Annotated in this window: 27 protein-coding genes, 3 pseudogenes and 1 riboswitch; of the genes and pseudogenes, 24 read left to right on the top strand and 6 right to left on the bottom strand. The window is 32.9% G+C overall.

The features are described 5' to 3' along the window. Positions 1 to 252: 252 nt before the first annotated feature. The 4 genes and pseudogenes from TTHE_RS09200 to TTHE_RS09185 all read right to left on the bottom strand — a co-directional run bounded on the left by TTHE_RS09200 (position 253) and on the right by TTHE_RS09185 (position 5,031). Positions 253 to 1,965, bottom strand: coding sequence for an IS1634 family transposase (locus TTHE_RS09200; protein WP_013298312.1), 1,713 nt, complete (start codon positions 1,963 to 1,965; stop codon positions 253 to 255). A gap of 205 nt (positions 1,966 to 2,170) precedes the next feature. Further along, on the bottom strand, positions 2,171 to 2,971 hold the full coding sequence (locus tag TTHE_RS09195) for an ExeA family protein (RefSeq protein WP_013298311.1): 801 nt from the start codon (positions 2,969 to 2,971) through the stop codon (positions 2,171 to 2,173). 16 nt (positions 2,972 to 2,987) lie between these two features. Next, positions 2,988 to 4,314: pseudogene (locus TTHE_RS14920) on the bottom strand (DDE-type integrase/transposase/recombinase). Positions 4,315 to 4,449: 135 nt separating this feature from the next. Then, positions 4,450 to 5,031 (bottom strand): annotated as a pseudogene (locus TTHE_RS09185) (DUF6431 domain-containing protein). A gap of 258 nt (positions 5,032 to 5,289) precedes the next feature. Here TTHE_RS09185 and TTHE_RS14200 point away from each other — a divergent pair. Both TTHE_RS14200 and TTHE_RS14835 read left to right on the top strand, forming a co-directional pair. Then, positions 5,290 to 5,423, top strand: a pseudogene (locus tag TTHE_RS14200) (ABC transporter permease subunit); the annotation flags it as partial. Positions 5,424 to 5,487: 64 nt separating this feature from the next. Continuing rightward, a complete protein-coding gene (locus tag TTHE_RS14835; RefSeq protein ID WP_263398671.1) occupies positions 5,488 to 5,613 on the top strand; it encodes a hypothetical protein in 126 nt (41 codons plus the stop codon). A 225-nt stretch (positions 5,614 to 5,838) separates the two neighbouring features. Here the strand turns inward: TTHE_RS14835 and TTHE_RS09180 are convergent, their stop codons facing one another. Then, entirely contained in the window at positions 5,839 to 7,020 is a 1,182-nt protein-coding gene (locus TTHE_RS09180; RefSeq protein WP_013298310.1) for an MFS transporter, read from the bottom strand. Positions 7,021 to 7,075: 55 nt separating this feature from the next. Further along, positions 7,076 to 7,522, bottom strand: coding sequence for a MarR family winged helix-turn-helix transcriptional regulator (locus TTHE_RS09175; RefSeq protein ID WP_013298309.1), 447 nt, complete (start codon positions 7,520 to 7,522; stop codon positions 7,076 to 7,078). 451 nt (positions 7,523 to 7,973) lie between these two features. Here TTHE_RS09175 and TTHE_RS09170 point away from each other — a divergent pair, with 451 nt between their 5' ends. The 22 genes from TTHE_RS09170 (at position 7,974) to TTHE_RS09065 (ending at position 26,845) form a co-directional block, all read left to right on the top strand. Beyond that, complete coding sequence (locus TTHE_RS09170; protein ID WP_013298308.1) at positions 7,974 to 8,504, top strand: folate family ECF transporter S component; 531 nt, start codon at positions 7,974 to 7,976, stop codon at positions 8,502 to 8,504. Positions 8,505 to 8,588: 84 nt separating this feature from the next. Then, a complete protein-coding gene (locus TTHE_RS09165; RefSeq protein WP_231292639.1) occupies positions 8,589 to 9,281 on the top strand; it encodes an arginase in 693 nt (230 codons plus the stop codon). 72 nt (positions 9,282 to 9,353) lie between these two features. After that, positions 9,354 to 9,719, top strand: a complete 366-nt coding sequence (locus tag TTHE_RS09160) for a sirohydrochlorin chelatase (protein ID WP_013298306.1) — start codon at positions 9,354 to 9,356, stop codon at positions 9,717 to 9,719. Between the two features lie 21 nt (positions 9,720 to 9,740). Continuing rightward, positions 9,741 to 10,364, top strand: coding sequence for a precorrin-8X methylmutase (locus TTHE_RS09155; protein WP_013298305.1), 624 nt, complete (start codon positions 9,741 to 9,743; stop codon positions 10,362 to 10,364). Positions 10,365 to 10,374: 10 nt separating this feature from the next. Then, the gene (cbiD, locus tag TTHE_RS09150; protein WP_013298304.1) at positions 10,375 to 11,475 is read left to right on the top strand and encodes a cobalt-precorrin-5B (C(1))-methyltransferase CbiD; all 1,101 of its coding nucleotides are present in this window, start codon (positions 10,375 to 10,377) and stop codon (positions 11,473 to 11,475) included. After that, positions 11,469 to 12,080, top strand: a complete 612-nt coding sequence (gene cbiE, locus TTHE_RS09145; protein ID WP_013298303.1) for a precorrin-6y C5,15-methyltransferase (decarboxylating) subunit CbiE — start codon at positions 11,469 to 11,471, stop codon at positions 12,078 to 12,080. Before cbiD ends, cbiE begins: the two co-directional genes overlap by 7 nt. Further along, positions 12,077 to 12,649 carry a precorrin-6Y C5,15-methyltransferase (decarboxylating) subunit CbiT gene (gene cbiT, locus TTHE_RS09140; protein ID WP_013298302.1) on the top strand — a complete coding sequence of 191 codons (573 nt, stop codon included), beginning with the start codon at positions 12,077 to 12,079 and terminating at the stop codon, positions 12,647 to 12,649. Before cbiE ends, cbiT begins: the two co-directional genes overlap by 4 nt. Before the next feature lies 1 nt (position 12,650). Beyond that, positions 12,651 to 13,325, top strand: a complete 675-nt coding sequence (gene cobI, locus TTHE_RS09135; RefSeq protein ID WP_013298301.1) for a precorrin-2 C(20)-methyltransferase — start codon at positions 12,651 to 12,653, stop codon at positions 13,323 to 13,325. 2 nt (positions 13,326 to 13,327) lie between these two features. Then, entirely contained in the window at positions 13,328 to 14,083 is a 756-nt protein-coding gene (cobM, locus tag TTHE_RS09130; protein ID WP_013298300.1) for a precorrin-4 C(11)-methyltransferase, read from the top strand. Beyond that, entirely contained in the window at positions 14,080 to 15,120 is a 1,041-nt protein-coding gene (gene cbiG / locus TTHE_RS09125) for a cobalt-precorrin 5A hydrolase (protein ID WP_013298299.1), read from the top strand. Before cobM ends, cbiG begins: the two co-directional genes overlap by 4 nt. Continuing rightward, the gene (gene cobJ / locus TTHE_RS09120; RefSeq protein WP_013298298.1) at positions 15,107 to 15,838 is read left to right on the top strand and encodes a precorrin-3B C(17)-methyltransferase; all 732 of its coding nucleotides are present in this window, start codon (positions 15,107 to 15,109) and stop codon (positions 15,836 to 15,838) included. The genes cbiG and cobJ overlap by 14 nt, the downstream gene beginning before the upstream one ends. Continuing rightward, on the top strand, positions 15,835 to 16,593 hold the full coding sequence (gene cobK, locus TTHE_RS09115; RefSeq protein WP_013298297.1) for a precorrin-6A reductase: 759 nt from the start codon (positions 15,835 to 15,837) through the stop codon (positions 16,591 to 16,593). The genes cobJ and cobK overlap by 4 nt, the downstream gene beginning before the upstream one ends. A gap of 121 nt (positions 16,594 to 16,714) precedes the next feature. After that, positions 16,715 to 16,926, top strand: a riboswitch (cobalamin riboswitch). Positions 16,927 to 17,050: 124 nt separating this feature from the next. Further along, the gene (locus tag TTHE_RS09110; protein ID WP_013298296.1) at positions 17,051 to 17,794 is read left to right on the top strand and encodes an energy-coupling factor ABC transporter permease; all 744 of its coding nucleotides are present in this window, start codon (positions 17,051 to 17,053) and stop codon (positions 17,792 to 17,794) included. After that, positions 17,791 to 18,084 (top strand): energy-coupling factor ABC transporter substrate-binding protein, encoded by a 294-nt coding sequence (locus TTHE_RS09105; protein WP_013298295.1) that lies wholly within the window; start codon positions 17,791 to 17,793, stop codon positions 18,082 to 18,084. Before TTHE_RS09110 ends, TTHE_RS09105 begins: the two co-directional genes overlap by 4 nt. Next, on the top strand, positions 18,071 to 18,838 hold the full coding sequence (gene cbiQ / locus TTHE_RS09100; protein WP_013298294.1) for a cobalt ECF transporter T component CbiQ: 768 nt from the start codon (positions 18,071 to 18,073) through the stop codon (positions 18,836 to 18,838). The genes TTHE_RS09105 and cbiQ overlap by 14 nt, the downstream gene beginning before the upstream one ends. A gap of 3 nt (positions 18,839 to 18,841) precedes the next feature. Then, positions 18,842 to 19,672, top strand: a complete 831-nt coding sequence (locus tag TTHE_RS09095; RefSeq protein WP_013298293.1) for an energy-coupling factor ABC transporter ATP-binding protein — start codon at positions 18,842 to 18,844, stop codon at positions 19,670 to 19,672. A gap of 398 nt (positions 19,673 to 20,070) precedes the next feature. Beyond that, the gene (locus TTHE_RS09090; RefSeq protein WP_013298292.1) at positions 20,071 to 22,863 is read left to right on the top strand and encodes a sigma-54-dependent transcriptional regulator; all 2,793 of its coding nucleotides are present in this window, start codon (positions 20,071 to 20,073) and stop codon (positions 22,861 to 22,863) included. Between the two features lie 187 nt (positions 22,864 to 23,050). Further along, a complete protein-coding gene (locus TTHE_RS09085; RefSeq protein ID WP_013298291.1) occupies positions 23,051 to 23,467 on the top strand; it encodes a PTS sugar transporter subunit IIA in 417 nt (138 codons plus the stop codon). Further along, positions 23,467 to 23,940 (top strand): mannose/fructose/sorbose PTS transporter subunit IIB, encoded by a 474-nt coding sequence (locus TTHE_RS09080; RefSeq protein ID WP_013298290.1) that lies wholly within the window; start codon positions 23,467 to 23,469, stop codon positions 23,938 to 23,940. The genes TTHE_RS09085 and TTHE_RS09080 overlap by 1 nt, the downstream gene beginning before the upstream one ends. A 20-nt stretch (positions 23,941 to 23,960) precedes the next feature. Continuing rightward, complete coding sequence (locus tag TTHE_RS09075) at positions 23,961 to 24,725, top strand: PTS mannose/fructose/sorbose transporter subunit IIC (protein WP_013298289.1); 765 nt, start codon at positions 23,961 to 23,963, stop codon at positions 24,723 to 24,725. Between the two features lie 17 nt (positions 24,726 to 24,742). Next, a complete protein-coding gene (manZ, locus tag TTHE_RS09070) occupies positions 24,743 to 25,579 on the top strand; it encodes a PTS mannose transporter subunit IID (protein WP_340371401.1) in 837 nt (278 codons plus the stop codon). 141 nt (positions 25,580 to 25,720) lie between these two features. Continuing rightward, a complete protein-coding gene (locus tag TTHE_RS09065; RefSeq protein WP_013298287.1) occupies positions 25,721 to 26,845 on the top strand; it encodes a Gfo/Idh/MocA family protein in 1,125 nt (374 codons plus the stop codon). The last annotated feature ends 112 nt before the right edge of the window (positions 26,846 to 26,957 follow it).

The following is a 26,957-nucleotide window of genomic DNA, read 5'->3' as shown; positions in this document are numbered from 1 at the left end:
ATTTAACAGAAGTATATAATAAAGAAAATTTCAAATACATATTCTTTCATTGTATCATTTTAGCAATACTGCTTTTTGTATCTTTTAAAATATTCAATATTACTTAAAAAAGTGTATACCTATATATTGACTTAATCTATAAATAGGTATATAATCCCATCTTTGACAGTTGAAGAAAAGAAAAAGCTTGGGAACCGTTGAAAATAAAGAGGCCCAAGCTTTTGTATTATTATTAAAAAGTGAGTAATGTATTTATAATTTTGTGCTTTTTAAAATTTTTTTCATCTTGCTTTTACTTACAATTTGATAATCTGTGCGGAAGCCAAATGCTTCGTGTAAATCATCTGTAAAGTCTGTTCTTGTATAAATAGGTATATAACCATCACCTTTTACTTTTAAGAAATTCATATCTCTTAATCCATTAATGATTTCATGACATGTATATTTTCCGTTCAATTTCTTTTCAAGGAGTCTATATATAACTAAGGAAATGAAACAAGTTGTAAAATGAGCTATTATTCTGTCATCACGGCTTAAATATACTGGCCTGGCTTTAAACTCGCTTTTCATAATCCGAAAACATTCTTCAATTTCCCATCGCCTTCTATTTACATTGATAATTGAAGAAACATCGTCTTCAAGATTTGTACACACTGCATAAAAACCATCAAATTGCGCTTCTTTTGCAATGAGTTCGGCGTTGATACAGTATATTTGATGTTCAGCAATTTCTCCATTATCTGTGCAGCGCTTTTTTTCTATAAATCTTTTATAATCATTGGGATTGCATTTTTCTATTTTCCCGGGGTTTGAATCAATTACTTTTTGTGCTCGCTCTATCTGATAATTTCGTATATTTCTCTGATAATCTCGATATTTAATTGAGTATGTAACGATAAGTTTCTGTTCTAATCCGTTTTCTTTTATCCAGCGTTCTTTATAGAACACCTTATCCTTATATTTGTCCTCATCTAGTTTAGCAATGTTATATGTTTTTCTGCCACCAACTAAAGACCAACCATTTGGGTCAAGAGCCCATTCCTTAAGGTGTGTTTTCAGCTTTTTAATAGATTGTGTTGTAATAAACGCCCGATCGCCTTTAATGTTGAATTTCCTGTTATTGTCTGATGATAGTCCTGCATCAGTACATACAATAAATTTAGAAAGATTAAAGTCAGAAAGGATTTTTTCTTCCAAAGGTTTTAAAGTCAACTGCTCATTGGTATTACCTTTGTTAATAGCAAAAGCAAGTGGAACACCATCTCCGTCCATAAAAAGCCCCATTTGTACGATAGGATTTGGTCTATGCTCTTTTGAAACACCATATTGTTTTAATCCATCTTCTTGCTCTATTTCAAAGAAATAATTTGTACAATCATAATACAGTACACCTGTATTTCTTTTGGAAATTTTAAGACTGTTTTTGTACAGGTAAGACTGTATTAAATCAGCTTCCTTGGCAATTACTTCAAGAGCCCTGTATATATGTTGAAGTTCAAAATTAGGCTGTTCAATAAATTTAGTAGAAAGTTGAAAGGTTGCAAGTTTTGAAGATGGATAGATAATTCTTGCATAAATAAGCCTTGAAAGCACTGAATCTAAGTCAAAAGTAAATTTATATTTCAAAGAAATTTTCTTGCAAAGTTTATTGAGTTTAAGTTCATGATATATTTTTTGAAGGAAAAGGTAACCACCATTAAAAGAATTTTGCTCGTCTTTTGTAATAATCTTTGATTGGGAGTATTTCACGATAATATCGCGATTTTCTTCTTTTTCTTTTTTGTTAAGTTTTTCTATATATTTTTTTGCCCATTCAATAGGATCCTGTCCCTCAAGTTTTTCTTTAAGTTCAGTATATGTACCAAGTTTTTCAACAACTTTTGTAGAGCGTCTTCCATTTTCATATATAGATTTTGTTACGTATAGGGATGCGGCATTTTTTGAGCGTGATATACATAACCTCATAATGAAATTCCTCCTATCCCTTTTATAATAACACATTACGCAAAATTACGCAATATTTCCATAACTAAATTTGACTATTTTTTAATAAAAAAAGCCTTGTTTTCAAGGCTTTTACTGATTCCAATGTTTATTAAACTGTCAAAGACCCGCAAAATTAGGGCATTTGATATATAATAAAAAATGAGAGTAGCAAAAGTTACTACTCTCACAAACTTATTTCATTTTGTGCCTGGTATATTACTTCTTCATCTATTTCTCTTAGTCTTTTAGAATATGCATAGAGCAAAGAAGCTGTTACCAGGTTATTTATCAATCTTGGTAGTCCTTTTGTTATAGAATATATTGCTTCATATGCCGGTGGTGTAAATATATCATCTATCACACCGGCTATTTTCATTCTTGTTTTTATGTAGTCTTGAATTTCTTCTTTTTTTAGCCCTTGCATTACATACTTTATGGCAATTCTTTGCCTTAATGCACTATTTACATTCAAGGCTAGTTTGTTCCTTATGTGGGGTTGTCCTGAAAGTATCAATATATATGGGTTTTGAGAATCCATATTAAAGTTAAATATTATTCTTAAATCTTCAAGAACGTCATTAGAAACTAGTTGTATTTCGTCTAATATTATGACAGGAGTTATCTTCTGGCTATAGTAAAGTTCTGTTATTGCTCTTTGTATTTGACTAAATAGTGTTACTTTTTTGTATGCAGGTGTTTCCCCTAAAATCATGGCTAATGCTTGATAGAATTCCCTAACAGTTAGTGTAGACAGAGCAAAGTAGCATACTTTAAATGTTGAGCGGTTGAGGCTTTCAGTATATCTTCTTAATGCAGTAGATTTACCTGAACCAGCTTCTCCAATAATAAGTCCTATGCCTCTTGTCTCTTGCAAATATTTTAGCCTTGCATTTAATTCAGTAATGTCTTCACTTATATAAAGGTCATTTGCATGTATCTCTTTTGAGAATGGATTAAATTTCATTCCAAAATATTGAGTGAACATTTAAAACACCTCTTTTTTAATCAACAATATCATTAAAAGATATTACTGTTGGGTTAGGTTTTGCATCAAAATCTACAGTATCTTCATTTTTGCTTGCCACTTTTTTGTTTTCAATATATTCCACAGGAATTTTGGCATTTTCATGAAAGTCCACTTTGTATGCTTCTCCTACTTTTTTGCCTTCATGATAAAGCAGAAGTGGTGTATTAGTCATAAGCCACTTTGTGTCATATCTTACTTCTAAGTGCATGTTTTTAAACTTTTCTTCCGTTTCATAAAGTATATTTTCCACTTTAAGTGTAGCGTCTTTGTTTACCTTACGATTTACTTTTATGAGAAAACATTCATTCAACATATCTATGTCACCGAACATGTTTATCCTTGACACTTGTGACATGAAAAAATCTAAAGGACTCATGCCAATACCACTGTGTTCTTTTCTGTTGTAATCTTCATCTAGCCATTTAAAGAATTTTATATTAAGTTCATCTATGCTCTTTATAGATGTAGGATCTATTGTGCTTAAAAATCTCATTCTTACCGTATGAAAGAATCTTTCTATTTTCCCCTTTTTATGTGGCGAAAAAAGGTTCCGCATGAATAAGAGTTGTACCTAGTGAAGCACAGATATATTCTAATTGAGTGCTTCTATATATCTTTCCATTGTCAGTGTAAAGCATTTTGGGTATTCCTCTTCTTAGCACAGCCTCTTTAAATGAGTCTCTTAAAGCTAAAAAGTTCTGAGTGTAGTAAAAGCGAGCATAAGTACAAAGACTTGAAGCATCATCTATATATGCAATAAGGTATGTTTGCCTTTTTGTTTTACCCTCTTTAATATATGGTCCATACATTACATCAGTTTGCCAGAGTTCATTGATTTATTCATATGAAAACCTCTTTGTTTTACCATCTTTTTCTTTGTCTAAAGATTTTACCGGAGTGTTTTTCAAAAACCTATAGAATGTTGAAAGTGATACTTTATTTGGTGATATTATCCCATCTCCAATTAATGTTTCATAAAGAAGTTTATTTGGCATTTCAGGATGTTCAAGCTTCTTTTGCTTTATCTTTTCTGAAAGTTCAAGATTTATCTTTCTGCATTTACCTCTATCACTTCGATAACCTGGCTTTAATGCTTCTATGCCACCCCTTAAATACTGATATAGCCACCCTCTAAGTGTTTTGGGAGTGTATTTTCTTACTCCAAGATAAGGCATTTCAATTGGTTTATCGGAAAGAGAATCAAAATATTCTTTTTGATTTTTTATTTGTCCATTTAATACAGGACTTATCAGTGAAAATCTTTTTAATGCCACAGCTTCTCTTGCTTTTTCATCAAGCATTTGTATTTTCCCCCTTAACCTTTTGATTTCTAATCGTAATTTTAACTCATACATGGGGGCTAATAAAGGAAAAAGTTATGTTGCTAAAAAAAAAATCAACATTTTGATTTAAATTTATCAGGTTTGATGCTAAAATTATGTGAGAGAGGCCAGAAATGATTTTTGGCAATAATCATAAAACCGTTGAGAGAAAAGTGGTACAATGTTTATTACGTCCAAAATCTCTCTGGCTCTCTCTCTTTCAGTGCCAGTTGTAGGTATCTTTATGTAAGGGTCTATTTACCTTAAACCGTATATGATAAAGCTTAAATTATTGATTATTCTTTTAGTGTAAAAATATACATGTTGTCTTGAAAATAGTATGTGAGGAAAGTTTCTTTTAAAGTCACTTATGATAGAACTTAGAGTTTTTGTTCTGATTAGCGTCTTTTTTAAAGAGCTTACAATCATGTTGAAAGAATACTGAAAATGAGGAAGGCAAAAGTCAGGAAGGTAGGAAATAGTCTTTTTGCATACAGGGCATATATATCTTCTTATGGTTATCTTTATGCAGACGGCCCCATCTAAATAGTAACGATGGTAAAATCCGTGCTTTTTTAATTTTACTCTGCATTTGCAATCAGAATGAGGACATCTATCTGGAGAACTAGGGAAATTGTAATTTTTGCCGTTTTGCAAATATTCTTCAATGTTATCAACATGGAAAATTATTTGCATAAATAATCTCTCCAGTTAAGGTTAATGCTAAAGGAATATGATAAAATTTTCTTAAATTCCTCTAGCATTAATTTGATCACAAGATTATTTAATCTGATAATTTTTTTCGATTTTGGACTAAATTAATTTGAGAAATAACACTTAATGAACCGCCGTATACCGAACGGTACGTACGGTGGTGTGAGAGGACGCTGAATAAAATAATTATTCAGCTCCTACTCGATTAATATATTTTAACTTGAGGTGATATTTATGTAAATATTTTTTGAGCAGTTAATAAATGGCCTATCTTTAGGAAGTATATACGCAATAATAGCTCTTGGATATACTATGATCTACGGAATAAGGAAGCTCATCAATTTCGCCCAGGAGATATATACATGGTAGGTGCCATACCTAGTAGAGAAAAATCCTGATGAATCTGAAATTTTATCAATTGAAGGAGGTGCTTAAAATATGTTAGAGATAGAAAATCTCAATGTATCATATGGAATGGTTAATGCTTTAAAAGGCATTTTTAAGACAATAAAAAAGCATAAACGAAGACGGCACAACTATACTTTTAGTAGAGCAAAATGCTAAAAGGGCCCTATCTATTGAAGATAGAGCATACGTCCTTGAAACAGGAAATATCTCACTTGAAGGTGCGACAGCCGTCTTAAAAAACCATGAGAGGGTTAAAAAGTCATACTTAGGAGGTTAGTATGAAAGTAAAATTTTGAAATCTTTGCCTATTAAAAAAGCACCGGCTAAGCTTCTTAAACTTTAAACAGTTGAGTATATAAGGATCTACTATACATCAAATTTTTATCTCCTATAAATCAAAAAATGAGTAATTATCGCAGCAAGTTGAAATGTAAGTCCTACCATGCAAACGCCGTACCATCCGTAATGCTGCCAACAAAGGGTGCCAAGAAAGGAACCTATTGCACCGCCGATAAAATACGAAAACATGAATATAGTATTATTGCGACTGCGTGCTGAATCGCCAAGCGCTTGTACCCTTGCTTGATTGGAGACTTGCCCACATTGATTTCCAAGATCAAGTATGATAACACCTGCAATAAGGCCCCAAATATAATATCCGAATAGGCTAAAGCATAGATAGGCAAGCGTCGATAGTATGACACCGATTCCTACTGTGAAGCGCGGACTTTTTATGTCAGATCCTTTTCCAATCAAAGGTGCCGCGAGAGCACCTGCTATTCCTGCTAGTCCAAATAAGCCAGCTTCTTTTGTTCCCATATGATAAACCGGTGTTTCAAGTAAAAAAATGAGAGAAGTCCAGAACGTACTGAAAGAACCAAACATGAAAAAGCCGTTAATCGCTGATTCACGCAATGTGCGTTCACTTTTTATAAGATATGGTATGGATTTAAGCAACTCTCCCCACGATATTTGGGAGGAAGGTTGATCTTTTGGGAAATAATATCTAATCAAAATCATAAGGATCATAATTAATCCTGTTGCAAATAAATAAACAGCCCGCCAGGTCAAAACTGCACCAATAAGCCCGCTAAATATTCTTGATATCAAGATTCCAATCAATAGACCGCTCATAACGTCTCCAATGACTTTACCTTGCTCTTCCGGAGGTGAAAGATGTGCTGCATATGGCACGATAATCTGTGGCACAATTGTCGTAATCCCCATGGTAAACATGGCAAAGAGCAGTAACAAATAACAAGGCGATAGTGCAGCTGCAAGTAGTGATATATCAACAAAAAGAAGCATACGTAGAATAAGTGAACGGCTTTCGCATATATCGCCTAGCGGAACAAAAAGTAAAAGGCCGCATGCATAACCAATTTGCGTCATCATGGCTGCAATTCCCGCTGCTCCTTGTGAAACATGAAATGTAGCTGCAATTTGTGCTTCCAATGGCTGAATATAATAAAGATTTGCAACGGAAACGCCGCAAACAATTGCCATTAAAATTATAAACGATCTTGTCATAACAAATAGTTTTTCATTGAATTGATTGTTCAATTTTAGAAACCTCCTATGAATATTGTATAGATACTATACACATTTTATATAAAAATCAATTTTCCTTTAACGCTTTTTCAAACTGCAAAAGAAAATCTGAAAGAAACTTTAATTGTTCTTCATCCGATCCAGTTAGAATTTCGGATATGATTGTGTTGTACTTTTCGTGTGCACACTTGTGGTTGAAACAAGCTATCTCACCTTTGGGAGTGAGGTACATGACGACTTTAGATCCTCTGGTATGGTTCATCTCCTTTACAATCATTTGCTTTCTTTCAAGTCTTTTAGCAGTTTGTGATGCCGCACCCCTTGTGATACCTAATTTACGTGCAATAGCAGAAATATGCAAACCTGGATTATCTTGAATACACTGAAGCATATGTATTTCGGAATGATAAAGCTCTGTATCTGTACCAAAAGTACGAGCCTTGCTATCATATTCGTAAAATTCGCATATTAAGTTTAAAAATAATTCACTTATTTTTTCAATCTTTTTTTCCATGACTTTATTGTATAGTATGTATACAGTAATGTCAAGTATAGAAAAAATTCCTTCAGTTTTTTGTTTTTAGAAAAAATTATCAAAAAACAAGTAATATTGCAAAACAAATGTATATGATAAAAATTAGGCATGATGGTGAAAAACTATCGTGCCTTTTTGTACTTTATATAAAAAGGCAACTAATTTGCTATAATAATATTAAAAATATTAAAGAAAAAAGTTTTTAATAATTGGTAAATAAAAAACGTAAAAAATTCAAAACACATATGATTATAAATGGACAATACAAGGAGATGAGAATAAAAATAATCAAATTGTGTATTTTGCAACAGAAACTTGATTTGAGAGTATTGAGGATATATAGACTTTATGGTACCATTGTAGTAGTCTTTTTCTAATTGTGTAGTAGTTTCACTATATCCCAATAAAATATGGTAGGGAGGCTTGTTTAATGAAAAAAATACATGCGCGAGAACTGGTTTTTCTAGCATTGTTGATTAGCCTAAACATAGTTTTAAGTAGAATAGCTAGTATTAAAATAGCTATTGGCGGCATTGAAAGTATAAGAATTGGCTTTGGCGCATTACCGGTAATTCTTGCAGGAATAATGTTTGGACCAACAGCAGGAGGAATAGTAGGTGCTGTAGGTGATATAATTGGATATTACATTAATCCTTTAGGACCATATATGCCACATTTTACAATGACAGCAGCTCTCACAGGTATTATTCCTCCTTTGATTTTGAAGCCGGTAAAAGCTCCAATTCCTTCTCTATGGCAATTATTAATAGCAATTGGAGTAGGTCAGTTCATTTCATCAGTAATACTCGTGCCTTATTTTCTTCAATTGTTATTTAAAATACCAATAGTAACTACTTTACCTCCAAAAGTTGTAGGAGAAGTTATCAATGTGCCAATATATGCTTTATTTACGCAAATACTGCTAAAAAGAATAAATATGGTTTATTTTAAAGCCCACTAATAAAATCAAATTCAATTTTTAGATTATTTTAAATAAAGGTGGTATTTTAGAGATTAATAGGTGGTGAATATGGTTCACAGCCTTTTGAGCATAGATTGGGATTACTTTATCCCTTTGAAAAGAGAGTGGCTGGGTTCTTATGTTGAAAACCAAAAAAACATAGAGGCAATCTGGTATAAGAGGTATATAAAAAGTGTTTTAAAAGGTGAGGATCTTGAAAAGTCAGTAGATACAACTTCTGTATTAAAAGATTTTTGGGTCAAAATAAAAGAACATTTTGATTTTATAAGAAATATCAAAGTGTTTGTATCTGAATCTCATATGCTATCCTATTATATCGCCAAAGCTAATAAATGTGAAGAAGTGTATTCTTTCGACACACACGCTGATTTAGGCTATGCAGGAATGAGCTCGGTTAATTTTGAGCTAAACTGTGCCAACTGGCTGGGGAAGCTCTTAAATGAGGGCAAAATAAAAAGGGCTCACATAATATATAGTCCTCATACTTTTGAAAAGCCTGAGGACTTTAAAGATTTTAATAAACTTTTTTCAATTCGATATTACAGGGATATAGATGTATTACCTGAAGGTATATACACGGTAGCTGTACATATTTGTAGATCGGGGGCATGGACACCACCGTGGCTTGACAACAAGTTTGAGAAATTCATAAAAAATCTCAATCTGTCTTACAGAGTGATTAAACTTTATAGGAGAGACTGGGATATTAAGAAACTTTCACTTTCAGACCAAATTTTTTATCTTAATTTTGCATAAAAAAGTAGCCAAGTGAATACCTAGAAAAAAAGCTTGAGCTTTAACGCTTGTAGTAGAAAGAGGAGAGATAAAATGGAGAAAGGGTTGTTAGTCATAGCTCATGGGAGCCGCATTAAGGAGACAAAAAAAGTTGTAATCAAGGTGGTAGATAGAATAAAGAGCTTAAATAAATACAAAAATGTGAAGGCAGGATTTATGGAATTTGACACTCCTGACATCCCTACTTCTATTAAAGAGTTTGTAAAAGAAGGTATTTATGATATCGTTGCTGTGCCACTATTTTTATTCGAAGGAATACATATAAAAGAGGATATACCGATGGTTTTTGAAGAGGAGAGAAAGAAGTATCCCGGTCTTTCTATAAAATTTGGAAGGCCAATTGGCTATGACGACAGAATCGTGGATATAATTTTGGAAAGGACAGAGGAAGTAAAATAAAGTTTATTGGAGAGATAATTTATGAATTACATAAAAGATCCGTGGGAAATTGAAAAAAAGAGTTTTGAAATAATAGGCAAAAACATAGATGAGTCTAAATTCGATAAAAAAGAGCTTTTAATAGTAAAAAGGGTGATTCACGCAACAGCAGATTTTGAATTTGCCAATATACTTAAAATCTCAAAAGGAGCGATAGAAGACGGTTTAAAGGTACTAAAGGAAGGATTTAATATTGTTAGTGATACAAAGATGGCGGAAGCAGGAATAAATAAAAAGGTATTAGAGAAGATAGGTTCAAAAGTAAAAAGTTACATTAATCTTCCTGAAGCTAAAGATATTTCAAAGAAGTGTGGCATTACAAGATCAATGGCAGCTATGGAAATAGCGGCAAAAGACGAAAGCAATAAAATCTTTGCTATTGGAAATGCCCCCACAGCTTTATTTAGACTCATAGAGCTTGCGAGAGAAGGAAAAGCAAAGCCTTCCCTTATAATAGGTGTTCCTGTTGGCTTTGTTGGAGCTGAAGAGGCGAAGGAAGAGGTAAAAAAGCTTGATATTCCTTACATCATAACAGAAGGGAAAAAAGGAGGAAGCACAGTAGCAGCAGCGATAGTTAATGCCCTTCTTTACATGATAGAAAGATAGAGTGGTGTTTATGGAGAACTACGCTGTAAAGAGAGGAAAAAAATTAAGGTATGGTTATACTACAGGATCTTGTGCAGCCGCTGCATCGAAGGCTTCTACTTACATGCTTTTTACAGGTAGGAGACTAGATACTGTAGAGATAGATACTCCAAAGGGATGGCGGCTTAAGCTGGAGGTTTTGGATATAACTTCAGGAGAAGGCTGGGTAAAGTGCGGTATAAGAAAAGACGGAGGGGATGACCCGGATGCTACTCACGGCCTTATAATTTATTCGAAGGCTGAGGTAAAAGAAGGAGAAGGGGTAGAAGTCTATGGAGGCGAAGGAGTTGGAGTAGTCACAAAACCGGGACTTCCCGTAAGCCCTGGGAAATCCGCTATTAATCCTGTTCCAATGTCAATGATTTTAAATGAAGTCAAAAAAGTACTGCCGGAAGGGAAAGGTGTAAAAATTACCATAAGTGTACCAGGCGGTGAAAAGGTGGCTTTAAAGACCTTCAACCCAAGGCTTGGAATTGTAGGCGGTATATCAATACTTGGTACTACAGGGATTGTAGAGCCTATGTCGGAGGAAGCTTTAAAATCTTCTCTTGAGTTAGAACTTTCTATCCTTTCTGCTGAAGGATACAAAAGGGTAGTTTTTGCTCCAGGAAATTATGGCAAAGAATATGCTTTAAAAGAAGGTGTGGGAGAAAGACTCATCATATCTTATGGTAATTTTTTGGGATTTATGCTAGAAAAGGCAGTAGAGTACGGTTTTACACATGTGGTATTGGCAGGGCATATAGGGAAACTCGTAAAAGTAGCGGCAGGGATATTTAATACCCACAGCCATGTTGCAGATGCGAGAGCAGAAATAATGGCGGCCTATGTAGCCCATTTTGGTGCAGATAAAGAGACTGTTGACAAAGTTCTGGATTCAAATACGACAGAAGAAGCCCTTGATATAATTGAAAAGGCGGGAATCAATATAAAAGACTTTAGTCAGTTTATAGCAGACAGGGTCTACATGAAATGTAAGCAGTATGTTTACGATAAATTAAATATCGAAATACATCTCATTTCATTGAAAAGAGGCATTATTGCAAAAGCAGGTGATAAAGTAGAATGGTGACAATTGTAGGGATAGGGCCGGGAAACAAAAAATTCATTACCACTTATGCACTTGAAAGAATAAAAGAGGCAGATGTACTGGTGGGAGGCCGGCGCCATCTTGAAGAATTTAAAGATATTGATTGCGAAAAGATTATGATAAACGCTTCAACAGATTATCATGGTATACTCAACAAAGAAGGCAATATTGTTATTTTAGCATCAGGAGAACCTTCTTTGTATGGCATAGCGGAAGTGATTTTAAAATATGTGGACAAAAAGCAATTAGAAATAATTCCAGGCATAAGCTCAATACAGTATATGTGTGCAAAACTTAAAATAACAATGAATGACTTGGCGGTTGTAAGCTTACATGGTCGTACTGAAGATTTGGTAAAAAAAGTAAAAGAGAATAAAAAAGTCGCTATTTTTACTGATGATACGCATACGCCGCAATTTGTTGCAGCTATGTTGAAAGAAAAAAATTTGCAAGACAGGAAAATACACGTTGGTGAAAATCTGTCTTATGATACGGAGAGGATTTACTCTTTTACAGTAGAAGAACTTTTAAACTGCAATAAAAAATTTGATTTAAATGTAGTGGTGATAACATGTGGCAATATATGACACCTGGAATTCCTGATGAATATTTTGTAAGAGGCAATGTCCCAATGACAAAGGAAGAAATACGAGTTTTGTCAATATCTAAACTGAGGCTTAAAGAAGACAGTGTAGTATGGGACATTGGCGCTGGTACAGGCTCTGTGTCCGTTGAGGCTGCATTAATATCGAAAAAAGGTGTTGTTTATTCTATTGAAAAAGAGGAAGAAGGTGTAAGACTTATAAACGAAAACATTAAGAAATTTAACGTAGAAAATATTGTTGTGGTGTATGGTTTAGCTCCTGATGCCCTTTTAGATTTGCCTTCACCTGACAGGGTATTCATTGGGGGGACAGGGGATAAAATGTATCAAATATTTGACATTGTCACAACTAAATTAAAGGAAGATGGGGTAGTTGTAGTAAACGGGATTACACTTGATACTGTGTATTCTGCTCATCATTGTTTTAAACAAAGATTGTTTACGGTCCAAACAATATGCGTCAATATTTCGGTGTCAAAAGAAGCGGGAAATAAGACGATGATGGTATCGCAAAATCCTGTATACATTATATCGGCTAAGAGAGAGGGATAGAATGGCAAAATTATACGGTATAGGAGTGGGACCGGGGGAAGAAAGCTTAATTACTTTAAAAGCTGTAAAAATACTTCAAAAAGTAGATGTGGTGATAGCTCCTTCAAGTAAAGGAGAAGGAAGTATTGCTTATGAAATTGCAAAGCCTTATATAAAATGTGATGTAGTATTTATAGAATTCCCAATGACATACTCAAAAGAAGATCTTAAAGCAAAATGGGAAGAAAATATTAAAAAAATCAAAAAATTTCTTGATGATGGGAAAGATGTAGCTTTTATAACAATAGGAGACCCCATGATTTATAGTACTTACATATACATTCTAAAGGGAATTGAAGGTTATGAGACAGAGACCATCCCTGGAATTAGCTCATATAGCGCAGCTGCTTCAAGATTAAATATTCCAATTGCAGAGGGGAATGAAACTTTTGCAGTTGTTCCATCAGGAGATATATTAGAAATTTCAAAAGCACTTGATATGTTTGATAACGTGGTATTGATGAAAATTTCGAGAAGATACGAGGAAATAGTAAATCTTTTAAAAGAAAAAAACTTCAAAGGATATCTTGTAATAAAGTGCGGTCATCAAGATGAAGAAATATGTTACGATCTTGATAAATACATAGGAAAAAAGATAGACTATTTGTCTTTGATTATTGCAAAGAAGGTGAAGTAGCTGTGGTTTATTTTATTGGTGCAGGACCAGGAGATCCTGAACTTATAACATTAAAAGGCATAAAAATAATACAGGCTTGTGATGTTGTCATATACGCAGGGTCACTTGTCAATAAAGAGATATTGAAATACGCAAAGCCAAAGGCCGAAGTTTACGATAGTGCTACAATGAATCTTGATGAAATAATTGGGCTTATTGTAAAATCTCATAAGGATGGAAAAGATGTAGCAAGAATACATACAGGAGATCCTGCTATTTACGGTGCCATACATGAACAAATTGTAAGGCTAAAAAAAGAAAATATAGATTATGAAATAATTCCCGGTGTTAGTTCTTTTTTGGCAGCAGCATCAGTCTTGAAAAAAGAATTGACAATTCCTGAAATAACACAGACAGTGATTATAACACGAATAGGTGGAAGGACAGTAGTACCTAAAGAGCAGGAACTAAAAGATTTATCACGTCATGGAGCTACTATGGCGATATTTCTAAGTGTTCAGGAAATTGACAGAGTTGTCTCAGAATTGAAAAAGGGTTACCAAGAGAATACACCTGTTGCAATTGTTTATAAAGCTACTTGGGAAGATCAAGTGATTGTTAGAGGTACCCTTAGCGACATTTCGCAAAAGGTCAAATCAAAGGGAATAAATAAAACTGCTATGATACTTGTAGGAGATTTTTTAAAAAATATAAAAGCCTATTCAAAACTTTATGATAAAGAATTTTCTCATAGCTTCAGGAAGAAGGAAGATTTATGAGAATAGCGATAATTGCTCTCACAAAAAATGCATCGAGGTTGGCAAATGATATTGGCCAAAAGTTAAAAGGAGATGTATATGTAAAAGAAAAATTCGCAACCACTGAAGATTACGTAATAAAAGGAATTTTTAAAGACTTTGTCCATAAAATATTTACCAAATACCAAGGATTGGTCTTCGTAATGGCTACAGGGATTGTGGTAAGAACAATTGCAGGAGTGATGAAGGATAAATTTACTGACCCTGCTGTTGTAGTAGTAGACGAAAAAGGGAAATTTGCCATAAGCCTTTTATCAGGTCATGTAGGTGGTGCAAATGAACTTACTTTAAAGGTGGCTTCTGCAATTGGAGCACAGCCTGTTATAACAACTGCAACAGATGTAGAGGGCGTCATATCTTTAGATGTGATTGCGAAAGATTATGGTTACTATCTTGAAAATATAGAGGATTTAAAAAAGGTCAGTGCAGCCTTTGTAAATGGGGAAAATGTACGTTTTATTCTTGATGAAGGTGTAGAAAAAATACCGTTATTAAAAGATTACATAAATAACGATGTTCACAGTAAAGTTGATGCCTTTGTTTACATAACTGACAAGGAAATAAAAAAACCGACAGAAAAACCTTATGTCATATTAAGACCTAAAAATGTAGTTATTGGCTTAGGATGCAAAAGAGGAATAGCTTTTGAGGATTTGCTTACTTTTATAAGGGAAACTTTTGAAAATCTAAATTTGAGATTAAAAAGCATAGAGTCAATTGCTACTATAGATATAAAAAAAGAAGAGAAAGGAATACTTCAGTTGGCGGAATTTTTAAAAATTCCTCTTGTTTTTTATACAAAAGAAGAGCTGAGAAAAATAGAAAACAAATTTCCTATTTCTGATTTTGTATTTCATACAGTAGGGGTTGGAAGTGTTGCAAGACCCTCTGCTTATTTGGCTAGTAACGCTGGAGAAGAGATAGCATATCTTAAAAAGAATGGGATAACGCTAGCTGTGTATAAATTTAGAAAGAAGGATTGGCATGGGATGGATTAAAGTCGTAGGAGTAGGTCCTGGGGATATAAATGACATGACTTTTAAAGCATACACTTCCTTAAAAGAATGTGATGTAGTCGTAGGATATACTACATATATAAACCTTATCAAACCTTTAATTGAGGGCAAAGAGGTAATTTCATTAGGAATGAGAAAAGAAATTGACAGGGCTAAAAAAGCTGTTGAATTAGCTTTGCAAGGCAAAAATGTGTGCATTGTGTCAAGTGGTGATGCAGGGATATATGGTATGGCAGGGCTTATGTATGAGGTTGTCCACAAAGAAAACCTAGATTTAAAAATAGAAGTAATACCAGGAGTAACTGCTCTAAATGCTGCAGCTGCTATACTAGGGGCACCTGTAATGCAGGATTTTGCAGTTATAAGTCTTTCAGACCATTTGATATCTTGGCAGGTGATAGAAAAAAGGCTGGAACTTTCATCACAGGCTGACTTTGTAATTGTCATATACAACCCTAAAAGCAAAGAAAGACCGGAAAATCTTATAAAAGCTCAGAAAATTATTATGAAATACAAAAGAGAGGATATTCCTGTTGGAATAGTAAAAAATGCTTCAAGAGAGGGACAACAAGTGATAATTACCACTTTAAAAGAAATGGCAAATTATGAAATTGATATGAGGACAATTGTAATAATAGGTAACGAAAGCACTTTTGTAAAAAAAGGCAAAATGATAACACCGAGGGGATATATTTTATGATACTGGTCTTGTCAGGTACTAAAGACGGAAGGGAGATTACGGAGCAATTAAAATTTAAAGGTATTGAGGTTATTGCAAGTACAGTGACAGATTATGGTGCAAGCCTTTTTAGTGAGGGAATAAAAGTCCACAAAGGCGCACTGGATGAATTGAATCTCATTGAATTTATTTATAAAAATAATATAGATATTATAATTGATGCGACTCACCCGTTTGCAAAAGATGTAAGCGTAAATGCTATAAATGCCTGTAACAAAACTGGTATAAAGTATATAAGGTATGAAAGGAAAAGCATTTATTATGACAATGCCGTCGTAGTTGAAAGTTTTGAGGAAGCAGCTGAGAAATGTAAAGAATATCACAATATTTTTTTGACTGTAGGCAGTAAAAACCTCGAAAAATTTAAGTTCCTCTGGGCAATGGGGAAAAAGGTAACGGCAAGAGTACTTCCTTTAAGTAATGTCCTAAGAAAATGTGAAGATTTAGGGCTAACACCAAAAGATATAATAGCAATGGAAGGTCCTTTCAGCAGCGAACTAAATTATCAAATGTTGAAAGAAAGAAAGGCAGAAGTGATCGTGACAAAAGAAAGTGGCGTTGTGGGAGGGATATTAGAAAAATTTGAAGCTGCTGAAATGCTAGGTATTCCTGTAATTTTAATAAAAAGGCCTGATGTAAATTATCCTGCTGTGATAACAGATGTTGACAGTCTTATGAAAGATGTGATGAAAATTACAAGCCAGCAATTAGGATAAAAGCGTATCAGTCTATACAATGTCAACTGAATGAACTCATAAAATTTTGGAACTGAAAGCATTTTCAATTTTTATTGATAACATATTTATAAAATGATATACTTTATTTAAGAATAAAATTTGATAACAGGCGAATACAGGTGCCCAATTTGTAATCAAATTGGGTTAAAAGGGAAGCAGGTGAAAATCCTGCACGGTCCCGCCACTGTGATAGTGAGCTCTTTACATTGTGCCACTGCTTAGTCTCTCAGCGGAAGTTGATGAGTGCCGGGTGGGAAGGCGTAAAGAGCGATGAACCTAAGTCAGGAGACCTGCCTGTATTTGTGTCAAACTTACTCTACGGTCGATAGAGGAGGTGTTATAACAGGATATTTATTGTGTTTTTTAACCTCTTAACGCCATTGGTAAGTTAAGAGGTTTAATTTTTGCTTAAATTTTATAAAAAGAGGTGTTTAATGTGAAAAAATGGATGTTGTTAACGGTATTTGCATTGCTTTTGATGGCACCGCAAATTGCATATTCAATGCACATAATGGAAGGTTTTCTTCCTCTTAAATGGTGCATAATATGGGATATAGCTTCTTTGCCTTTTGTAATTGTAGGATTTATGACGATAAACAAAAGTGTAAAGAAAAATCCAAAACTTAAAATGCTTTTGGGTTTTGCAGGTGCTTTTGCTTTTGTGCTTTCAGCACTTAAAATTCCTTCTGTTACAGGAAGTTGTTCGCATCCAACTGGTGTAGGACTTGGAGCTATACTCTTTGGACCTTTTGCTATGAGCGTTTTAGGACTTATAGTGCTTTTGTTTCAGGCGTTACTTTTGGCTCATGGTGGCATAACAACTTTGGGTGCCAATACATTTTCTATGGCAATAGTAGGACCAATTGTCTCCTATTATATATTTAAAGGAGTAAAAAAGGCAGGCGGTCCAAATTGGCTTGCAGTATTTTTAGCTGCCTCAATTGGGGATTTGTTTACATATGTGACGACTTCCTTCCAACTTGCTATTGCTTTTCCGGCTGAAGTAGGAGGATTTACAGCTTCTTTCTTAAAATTTATGGGGATCTTTGCAGTGACTCAGGTACCTTTGGCGATAAGCGAGGGGCTTTTAACTGTACTCGTAATCAATTTGCTAATTGCCTACAGTAAAGAAGAACTCATTGAGCTTAATGTTTTAGAGAAAGAAGGTAAGCTAGTATGAGGGATAAAAAGTTTTTAATGATAAATTTAATATTAGGGTTGTTGGTTATTTCGCTAATAGTGTTTCCTCTTGTTACAATTAAAAATGCTGAGTTTATTGGTGCAGATGACAGGGCGACAGAGGCTATCACTCAGGTAGACAAAAATTACAAACCATGGTTGAAACCAGTTTGGGAGCCACCAAGTGGAGAAATTGAGAGCCTTCTGTTTGCGTGTCAAGCGGCAATAGGCGCAGGATTTTTAGGATATTATATAGGTCTTGCAAAGGGGAGAAAAAATGCCAATAGATAATTATTCTTATACGAACAGGATGTACAACGTACATCCTGTTGAAAAACTTTTATTGGCCTTTTTAACAATGATTTTGTGCTTTGTATTTGATATATATACAAACATTGCAGTAATTATTTTGATGTTTATGATAACTGTGTTAAAAGCAAAAATTCCAGGAAAAGTATACATAAAACTTATGTTAATTCCATTTTCTTTTTTAATGATAAGTGTACTAGCAATTATCATCAATGTTATAGGCGATAAAAGTGCTGCATTAATAAGTCTTAATATTTTTGGGGTAACTTTAGGAATTACTCCGAAAGGCATTAGTACTGCTGTTACTTTGTTTTTTAGAACTTTGGCAGTAGTATCTTGTTTGTATTTTCTCGTACTCACTACTCCTGTAGTTGACATTATAGATATCTTAAAGAAATTGAAAATTCCTTCATTATTTTTGGAGTTACTACAGCTAACCTACAGACTGATATTTGTTTTATTTGATACCGCTGGGGAAATTTATACATCTCAGAATTCAAGATTAGGATATGCTACATTAGAAAATAGTTACAGGTCTTTAGGACTTTTAATATCTTCTCTTTTTATTAAGTCTTACAAAGATTCTCAGGATTTATATGTGGCTTTAGAAGCAAGGTGTTATAATGGGGGATTAAAAGTTATCAGTAAAGATTACAGATTTTGTTATAGAAATTTAATATTTATTGTTTTGATAGAATTAGTTTTAATAAGCACATCAATACTTTTAAGAAGGTGAACTATGAAAAAACAATTTATATTAGAAGCGATAGAAGTTACTTTTGAATACAGCGATGGTACAAAAGCTCTAGATGGTGTAAATATGTTGATAGAGAAGGGTAAAAAGATAGCAGTTTTGGGACCAAACGGTGCAGGTAAAACGACATTGTTTTTGCACTTCAATGGAATTTTAAAACCTAAATCAGGGAAAATATTGTATAACAAGGAAGAAATAAAATACAATCGTTCTGAACTTACAAAACTCAGGAAGAATGTGGGTATTGTTTTTCAAAATCCTGATATACAGCTTTTTTCTGCCAGTGTGTACCAAGAGATTTCTTTCGGTCCCATGAATTTAGATGTTCCAGAAAATGTAGTAAAAGAAAAAGTGGAAAAAGTCATGAAACAAATGAAAATTATTGATGTGAAAGACAAGCCTACCCATTTTTTAAGCTATGGGCAGAAAAAAAGTGTCTCAATAGCTGATATCTTAGTTATGGAACCTGAAGTTATAATACTGGATGAGCCAACGGTTTATTTAGACCCTAATCATGTACAGGAGATTATGAGTGTGTTTGATAGATTGATTGAAGAGGGGAAGACGATCATTTTATCAACTCATGATGTGGATTTTGCTTATTCATGGGCTGACTATATATATGTCATGAAGAATGGAAAAGTTGTTGCAAAAGGCGAACCTGAAGTTATTTTTACTAATGTAAAAGAACTTGGTTGGAGTGATTTGAGAAAGCCTATGCTTCTGGAAATATATGAAATTTTAAAAGAAAAGGGAATCATAGATGGAAATAATATACCGAAAAATATAGAAGAATTAAAGAAATATATAAAATAGCTGCTGAAGTTTTGATAACTTTTGCCAAGTGCAAAAAGGAAACTTCGCTTATTTAATTGCTGAACTGTTGTATATTGTAAGGTACATAAGGTGGTGCGAGAATACGGCGGTTAGCTAGTGTCTTTCACTTGATTTGTAGTGAAAAATTTTAACAAATACAAAAATTCTTTTTCCCTTATTTTTATGAGGTAAAACATTTTTGATATTTCATGATACCAATAATTAATATAATTTAAACAACTTAATCATCAAAATATGCAAGTTATAAATCTAGATATTGCATAAAATTAACTAAAAATTAGTTATTGTAAGTTTGCTATTAAAAATATAAAATAAATGATGTGATGTGCTATATGTTTAGCTTTATTAGAATTTATAATTTCTATTAAGGTGATATCATGAAAAGAATTGATAAAATAGAAAAATATTTAAAAGAAATGAAATGGACAATTGATGAATTAAGAGACCGACAGGGTTTGAGTACAGATGAAATAGCCCGAAATTTACATTTAGTTCGAACAAATGTTAGTAAAGAATTAAATGAACTTGTTAGAAGGAACAAGGTTATAAAAATAAAAAAAAGACCTGTTCTTTATATCCATAGAGACATGATAGAGAAAATATTAAAAGATAAGATATCCGAAGAAATAATTGAAGTAGATGACATTAAGCAGCTTATAAAAGAAGAAAAAGAACAAAAGATTGAGATGTCGCCATTTGATTGTCTAATTGGCAGTGAAACCAGTTTAAAAAACCAAATAGAACAAGCAAAGGCTGCTATTTTATACCCACCTAATGGACTTCATTCTTTAATTATAGGTCAGACAGGCGTAGGAAAAACATTATTTGCAAATATTATGTTTGAATACGGTAAAAAAATTAAGAGATTTGATGATAATGCACCATTTGTAGCATTTAATTGTGCTGATTATTATAATAATTCACAGCTACTTATATCTCAGATATTTGGACATGTCAAAGGAGCCTTTACTGGAGCAGATACTGACAAAGATGGGCTTGTAGAAAAAGCAAATGGAGGAATTTTATTTCTTGATGAAATACATAGATTGCCACCAGAAGGGCAAGAAATGATATTTTATTTTATGGATACAGGAACATATAATAAGTTGGGAGAGACGGAAAGAAAAAGAAAGGCAAATGTATTAATAATAGGTGCTACAAATGAAGATATAAATTCACATTTACTTAAAACATTTATGAGGAGAATTCCAATTATAATTAATATACCATCTTTTGAAGATAGGCCATGTAGTGATAAAGTTGAAATGGTTAGATATCTTCTTTCTAAAGAAGCCCGCAGGGTGAATAAAAAAATAAGTATTACTGAAGATGTTGTAAAAGCACTTATCGGCAGTGTAACTTATGGTAATATAGGACAGCTTAAATCAAATATACAGCTTATATGTGCAAGAGGATTTTTAAATTTTATGAATAAAGAGAGCATAGACATTGACTTTAAAATGCTTCCGTCTAGTATTAAAGAAGGTCTTCTAAACTTTAGAAATAAAAGAAAAGATATAGAAGAAATAAGTGATTTGGTAAACGGAAAATTGATTGTCACACCAAATGATGACCGTATATTAATTAGTTTAAATCAGGATTTATCAGAACCACCATTTAATTTATATAAAATTATTGAAGATAAGATAAGTATTTTAAAAAGTGAAGGTATGGATGAACAAAGCATAAAAGAATTTATTGCTACTGACATAAAAATTCATTTAAAGGGATTTTATAAAAAATTTGAGGATACTAAAAATAAAAAAGAAAAATTGTTATCGGTGGTTGATGAAAATATTTTGGATTTTGCTAGTGAAATAAAAAAATTTGCTGAAAATAAATTAAAGAGAAAATACAGTGATAGATTTATATACGCATTAGGTCTTCATTTAAGTGCTTTGTTTAAAAGAATAAAAAATAATATGGTTATACAGTCATTTGATGTAAAAGATTTTCTTAAGTATAAACAGGAAGAAATTGAGACTGCCTTTGAGATAAAAAGTTTAATCGAGAAAAAGTACAATATAATTGTTCCTGATGCAGAAGTTGGGTATATTACCATTTTATTGGTTAATATCGAAGAAGAGAAAGATGCACATGTTGGAATAATAGTTGCTGCTCATGGGGATAGTACAGCTAGCAGTATGGTAAATGTTGCAACAAGTTTGTTGGGGGATCTAATGGGAGAAAAAAAGGTAGAAGCAGTTGATATGCCACTTAATATTAGTCCGAATGAAATATTAAAAACTATTATTGAAAAAGTAAAAAAAATAAATTCTGGCAAGGGAGTTTTGTTGCTTGTTGATATGGGTTCTCTTTGCAATTTTGATACAGTTATAACTGAACAAACAGGCATAAAAGTAAAAATTTTAGATATGGTATCAACACCTACATTAATTGAGGCAATAAGAAAGTCATACGCATACGATTTAGATTTAGATAGTATTTACGAATCTCTAAAAGATTTTAGAGGATATGCAACAGAAGTTAAAAACAATAGCAATAAGGAAAAAGCTATAATAACGATTTGTTCTAGTGGTCAAGGAACAGCTATTAAATTAAAAGAACTTGTAAATGATATAGTTACTAATATAACCGACGAAAAAATTAATATTATTCCTGTTGGTATTAAAAATATGAAAAATGATTTATCAGAGATTAAAGATAAATATAATATAATTGCTTCCATAGGAATGAAAGATCCAAATCTGCCAGTACCATTTATATCTTTAGAAAGACTAATTGAAGATGATGGTGAAGAATTATTAAGAAAAATTGTATCTAATCATAGCATCAAAATTGTAAAGAAAGATCAAGACATAGCAGTTAGAAATCTTTGCAGGGATAGTTTAAATCAATTTTTAACATTTTTAAATCCAGACAAGATTATAAATTTGTTAATAAGATTTTGTAATAGATTGGAAATAGAGTTAAATAAACAATTTAGCAATACGATGAAGATAAAACTAATTATTCATACTGGCTGTGCTTTAGAACGAACAATTATAAATGATAGTATTAAATATAAAGATAGTGTATTAAATTTAAATAAGGATATAATAGAAAAAGTTAGAAATTGCAGTAAAATATTCTCAGACGCACTGAATATAAATTTAATAGATGATGAAATTTATTTAATTGCTGAAATGTTGTGTGAGCAACAGTATTAATATAATGTATCAAAAAAGTGTATCAAAAAATCAAACAGTGTATCGATATATTTGATGATTTTATTTAAAGTAAAAGTTCTACCTTATAAATCACGGCTTATAAGGTGGAACTTTTTTAATACACTTTTTTGGCATGATTTTTGCAATTAAAAATATACGAAAATATAAATACAGGAGGGTATATATATTGATAGCACTAATAATCGGAACACATGGGAAATTTTCAGAAGAATTAATTAAATCATCAGAGCTTATTTATGGCAAACAAACGAATGTTGCAAGCATAACTTTTGAGGCAGGTGAAAGTATTGAAAATTTGATATCTAAATATAAAAAAGTATTAAAAGAATTGAATACAACAGATGGTGCATTGTTTTTAGTTGACTTGTTTGGAGGAAGTCCATATAATGCTGCTATTGTTTTAGCAAATGAAAACGAAAAGATGGATGTAATTACAGGAGTTAATTTACCTATGTTGATTGAGGCATATGCTAGGAGATCGTCAGAGACTTTAGATGACTTGGTGGAACACCTGAAAGAAGCTTCAAAGCTTGGAATTAGAAATTTTAAAGAAAGTAAAAATTATTGTGAGGAGGAATTATGATGGAAATAGTTCTAGCAAGAATAGATGATAGATTAATACATGGGCAAGTAGCAACATTATGGGCTAAGGAAACAAAATGTAATAGAATTATAGTTTGTAATGATGAAGTTGCAAATGACCAGTTAAGGAAAACACTATTAATTCAAGTTGCACCACCTGGAGTTAAAGCAAATGTTTTAACGATTGAGAAAGCTATTGAAGTATATAAAAATCCTAAATACAATAGCTTTAAAGCTCTCCTTTTGTTTACAAATCCGACAGATGTATTAAAAATGGTAGAAGGGGGTGTAGATATAAAATCTGTAAACATAGGAGGTATGTCATTTAAGGATGGCAAGAAAATGATTACTAATGCGGTATCTGTTGATGAAAAAGATATTGAGGCTTTTAAAAAGTTACATGAAATGGGGATAGAACTTGAAATAAGAAAAGTTTCATCAGATCCCAAAATTGACTTAATGTCAAAAATATAAATATTGGAGGAGGAAAATAGATGAGTACGATACAATTAATACTGGTGATTTTGGTTGCTGCAATTGCTGGAATTGGTAGTGTACTTGATGAATTTCAGACTCATCGCCCACTTGTTGCATCAACACTTATAGGTATTATCTTGGGTGATGTTAAAACGGGAATCATTCTTGGAGGTACACTTGAAATGATTGCGCTTGGATGGATGAATATAGGTGCTGCAATGGCTCCTGATGCAGCGCTTGCAAGTGCTATCTCAACTATCTTAGTAATTGCAGGACATCAATCAATTGGAGCTGGTATTGCGATAGCAGTTCCAATTGCGGCGGCTGGACAAGTTTTAACAATATTAGCAAGAACAATAACTGTATTTTTTCAACATAGGGCTGACATATATGCAGAAAAAGGAGATCTAAGTGGAATAGACAGAAACCATCTTATTAGTTTATTGATACAGGCGGCTCGCGTGGCAATACCTGTAGCATTAGTAGCTTCGGTTGCTGGTACCAGTGGAGTTAATGCAATGTTAAATTCTATACCAGAAGTAGTAACGAGGGGATTACAGATTGCAGGAGGATTTATCGTTGTAGTAGGTTATGCAATGGTTATAAATATGATGGAAGCTAGATATCTGATGCCATTCTTTTTCTTAGGTTTTGTTATAGCAGCATTTACAAGCTTTAACTTGGTAGCATTGGGAATAATTGGTCTAGTAGCAGCAATTGTATATGTACAATTAAATCCAAAATATCAACAAATTGCAAGTGATGATTTAGATGAACTATAAAAAGAAATTAGAAAGGAATGATTGTCATTATGGAAGAAGCCAAAAAAAAATTAACTAAAAAAGACCTAATAAGTATGTTTATACGTTCTAATTTTCATCAAGGCTCCTGGAACTTTGAGAGAATGCAAGCATTAGGATTTTGTTTTGAGATGGTACCTATCATAAGAAGACTTTATAGTGGGGAAGAAAGAAAACAAGCAATTAAAAGGCATCTTGAATTTTTTAATACACATCCATATGTTACTGCACCTATATTAGGTGTAACAGCCGCAATGGAAGAAGAAAAAGCTAATGGTGCACCAATAGAAGATTCTACGATAAATGGTTTAAAAGTTGGTCTTATGGGTCCATTAGCTGGTGTAGGTGATCCTATATTTTGGGGAACAATAAGACCTGTATTTGCAGCACTAGGTGCTACTATAGCTATGACAGGTAATATACTTGGACCTATACTTTTCTTTGTCTTATTTAATGCTGTTAGACTTGCAGTAAGATGGTATGGTATAATGTATGGATATAAGCAAGGGGCTAATATAATAGCAGATATGCGTGGCAATAGATTACAGAAATTAACAGAAGGCGCAGCAATACTTGGATTATTTGTAATGGGTGCATTAGTTTCAAAATGGACCACGATAAATGTACCTGTGGTGGTTTCAAAAGTAGTTACTAACGGAAAGACTGTTACAACAACTGTACAAGACATATTAGATCAATTATTACCAGGACTTTTACCATTGTTGCTAACGTTTGCGACAATGTCACTATTAAAAAAGAAAGTCAATGCCATATGGATTATATTTGGATTTTTTGCAATAGGAATTTTAGGCTATGCTTTAGGGATACTTAAATAGTTATAAATTATACAATCATAACTACACGCTAGATGTGTGGTTATGATTGTATATTAGCTAAAATTAAGCAAGTACAAGTTAATTAAGAATTGTATTAAAAATAAGTTGGTTGAAATTATAAAAGTTAAGGATGGTATTAATATGGCAAAAGAAATAAAATTAGGTTTCATAGGGCTTGGATACATAGGGACGATTCATGCTACAGCTTGTTTTGCAATCCCTCTAATCTTTAAAAGATTACCATTTACAGTAAAATTTGGACAAGTTTGCAAGAATAACATAGATGACCTGCCGTATTTTTTTGAAGGTGGTGTAAAAACAATAGACGAACTTTTGCAAGATAATGATCTTACTGCTGTCGATATATGTACTCCAAACTATCTGCATAAGAAACAGGCAGTTGAGGTTATGAAAAAAGGTTTAAACATTTATCTTGAAAAGCCTATCGGATTAAATGGTGATGAAGCTTTTGAATTGATGAGCATGGCAAGAGAAAAAAATGTCATAAACCAAGCGGCCCTCATGTATAGATTTATGCCAGCAATAAATCAGGCGAGGGACATAATAAACAATGGCGAGATAGGGGATGTGCTAAATTTTAAAGCTTTAATGCTACATTCGGGATATCTAGATCCTAAAAGACCTATGTCGTGGAAAATGCGATTTGATACATCTGGTGGAGGAGCAGTAATTGACTTGGGAATACACCTTGTGGATGCAATAAGGTTTATGCTTGGAGAAGTAAAGATATTGCAAGCAAGATCAGAGACATATTTTAAGAAAAGACCCACATCAAATGGATTTGATTCATACGAAGAAGTAGATGTAGATGACTGGACAGAAGCATATTTTAAGATGCAGAATGGTGCATGGGGGACAGTGGAGACATCTAGGATATCAGCGGATATAGAAGAAGAGACGCGATTTGAGATATACGGTACAAAAGGTTCTATAACCATATCTACAAAGCAACCTAGATATGCTTTTGTTTACAAAAAACAGGATAATCAGTATATTGTCGGCAATTATAAAGAGAAGAGCACATTCTCAAAATATGTTGATACAATATATCCAGATCCGAAATATTCATTAGGATTTATGGTAGATATGCATATGGCTAGCCTTATGAATTTCTTTTTGAACATTGTAGAGGGGAAAATAGTACATAAAGAAACGCCTACTTTTGAAGAGGCCTATAAAAGTCAGTTGATAATAGACAAAATAATAGAATCAGCCAAAAACGACAGCATGATGATAGAATTTTAATATCATTTAGTGAGTAAATTTATTTGTATAGAAGGTCAATAACTGCTTATAAATTTCTGCAGTTATTGACTTGAATTATATAAAGGTCTATATTTTAAAATTAGTATAGATT

Origin of the sequence: Thermoanaerobacterium thermosaccharolyticum DSM 571, from assembly GCF_000145615.1 — a bacterium.
Lineage (GTDB): Bacteria > Bacillota > Thermoanaerobacteria > Thermoanaerobacterales > Thermoanaerobacteraceae > Thermoanaerobacterium > Thermoanaerobacterium thermosaccharolyticum.
The sequence above is the reverse complement of the archived record's forward strand: the minus strand, read 5'-3'. Positions and strand labels throughout refer to the sequence as shown.

What these genes read in the sequence shown, in the direction of transcription:
- cobK (WP_013298297.1), top strand. Translation starts at nt 15,835, where the DNA reads ATGATACTGGTCTTGTCAGGTACTAAAGACGGAAGGGAGATTACGGAG.
- cobI (WP_013298301.1), top strand. Translation starts at nt 12,651, where the DNA reads ATGGCAAAATTATACGGTATAGGAGTGGGACCGGGGGAAGAAAGCTTA.
- TTHE_RS09175 (WP_013298309.1), bottom strand. Translation starts at nt 7,522, where the DNA reads ATGGAAAAAAAGATTGAAAAAATAAGTGAATTATTTTTAAACTTAATA.
- TTHE_RS09090 (WP_013298292.1), top strand. Translation starts at nt 20,071, where the DNA reads ATGAAAAGAATTGATAAAATAGAAAAATATTTAAAAGAAATGAAATGG.
- cbiE (WP_013298303.1), top strand. Translation starts at nt 11,469, where the DNA reads ATGGTGACAATTGTAGGGATAGGGCCGGGAAACAAAAAATTCATTACC.
- TTHE_RS09170 (WP_013298308.1), top strand. Translation starts at nt 7,974, where the DNA reads ATGAAAAAAATACATGCGCGAGAACTGGTTTTTCTAGCATTGTTGATT.
- TTHE_RS09105 (WP_013298295.1), top strand. Translation starts at nt 17,791, where the DNA reads ATGAGGGATAAAAAGTTTTTAATGATAAATTTAATATTAGGGTTGTTG.
- TTHE_RS09200 (WP_013298312.1), bottom strand. Translation starts at nt 1,965, where the DNA reads ATGAGGTTATGTATATCACGCTCAAAAAATGCCGCATCCCTATACGTA.
- TTHE_RS09075 (WP_013298289.1), top strand. Translation starts at nt 23,961, where the DNA reads ATGAGTACGATACAATTAATACTGGTGATTTTGGTTGCTGCAATTGCT.
- TTHE_RS09195 (WP_013298311.1), bottom strand. Translation starts at nt 2,971, where the DNA reads ATGTTCACTCAATATTTTGGAATGAAATTTAATCCATTCTCAAAAGAG.
- TTHE_RS09095 (WP_013298293.1), top strand. Translation starts at nt 18,842, where the DNA reads ATGAAAAAACAATTTATATTAGAAGCGATAGAAGTTACTTTTGAATAC.
- cbiT (WP_013298302.1), top strand. Translation starts at nt 12,077, where the DNA reads ATGACACCTGGAATTCCTGATGAATATTTTGTAAGAGGCAATGTCCCA.
- cbiG (WP_013298299.1), top strand. Translation starts at nt 14,080, where the DNA reads ATGAGAATAGCGATAATTGCTCTCACAAAAAATGCATCGAGGTTGGCA.
- TTHE_RS09155 (WP_013298305.1), top strand. Translation starts at nt 9,741, where the DNA reads ATGAATTACATAAAAGATCCGTGGGAAATTGAAAAAAAGAGTTTTGAA.
- manZ (WP_340371401.1), top strand. Translation starts at nt 24,743, where the DNA reads ATGATTGTCATTATGGAAGAAGCCAAAAAAAAATTAACTAAAAAAGAC.
- TTHE_RS09065 (WP_013298287.1), top strand. Translation starts at nt 25,721, where the DNA reads ATGGCAAAAGAAATAAAATTAGGTTTCATAGGGCTTGGATACATAGGG.
- TTHE_RS09080 (WP_013298290.1), top strand. Translation starts at nt 23,467, where the DNA reads ATGGAAATAGTTCTAGCAAGAATAGATGATAGATTAATACATGGGCAA.
- cbiQ (WP_013298294.1), top strand. Translation starts at nt 18,071, where the DNA reads ATGCCAATAGATAATTATTCTTATACGAACAGGATGTACAACGTACAT.
- cbiD (WP_013298304.1), top strand. Translation starts at nt 10,375, where the DNA reads ATGGAGAACTACGCTGTAAAGAGAGGAAAAAAATTAAGGTATGGTTAT.
- cobJ (WP_013298298.1), top strand. Translation starts at nt 15,107, where the DNA reads ATGGGATGGATTAAAGTCGTAGGAGTAGGTCCTGGGGATATAAATGAC.
- TTHE_RS14835 (WP_263398671.1), top strand. Translation starts at nt 5,488, where the DNA reads ATGTTAGAGATAGAAAATCTCAATGTATCATATGGAATGGTTAATGCT.
- TTHE_RS09160 (WP_013298306.1), top strand. Translation starts at nt 9,354, where the DNA reads ATGGAGAAAGGGTTGTTAGTCATAGCTCATGGGAGCCGCATTAAGGAG.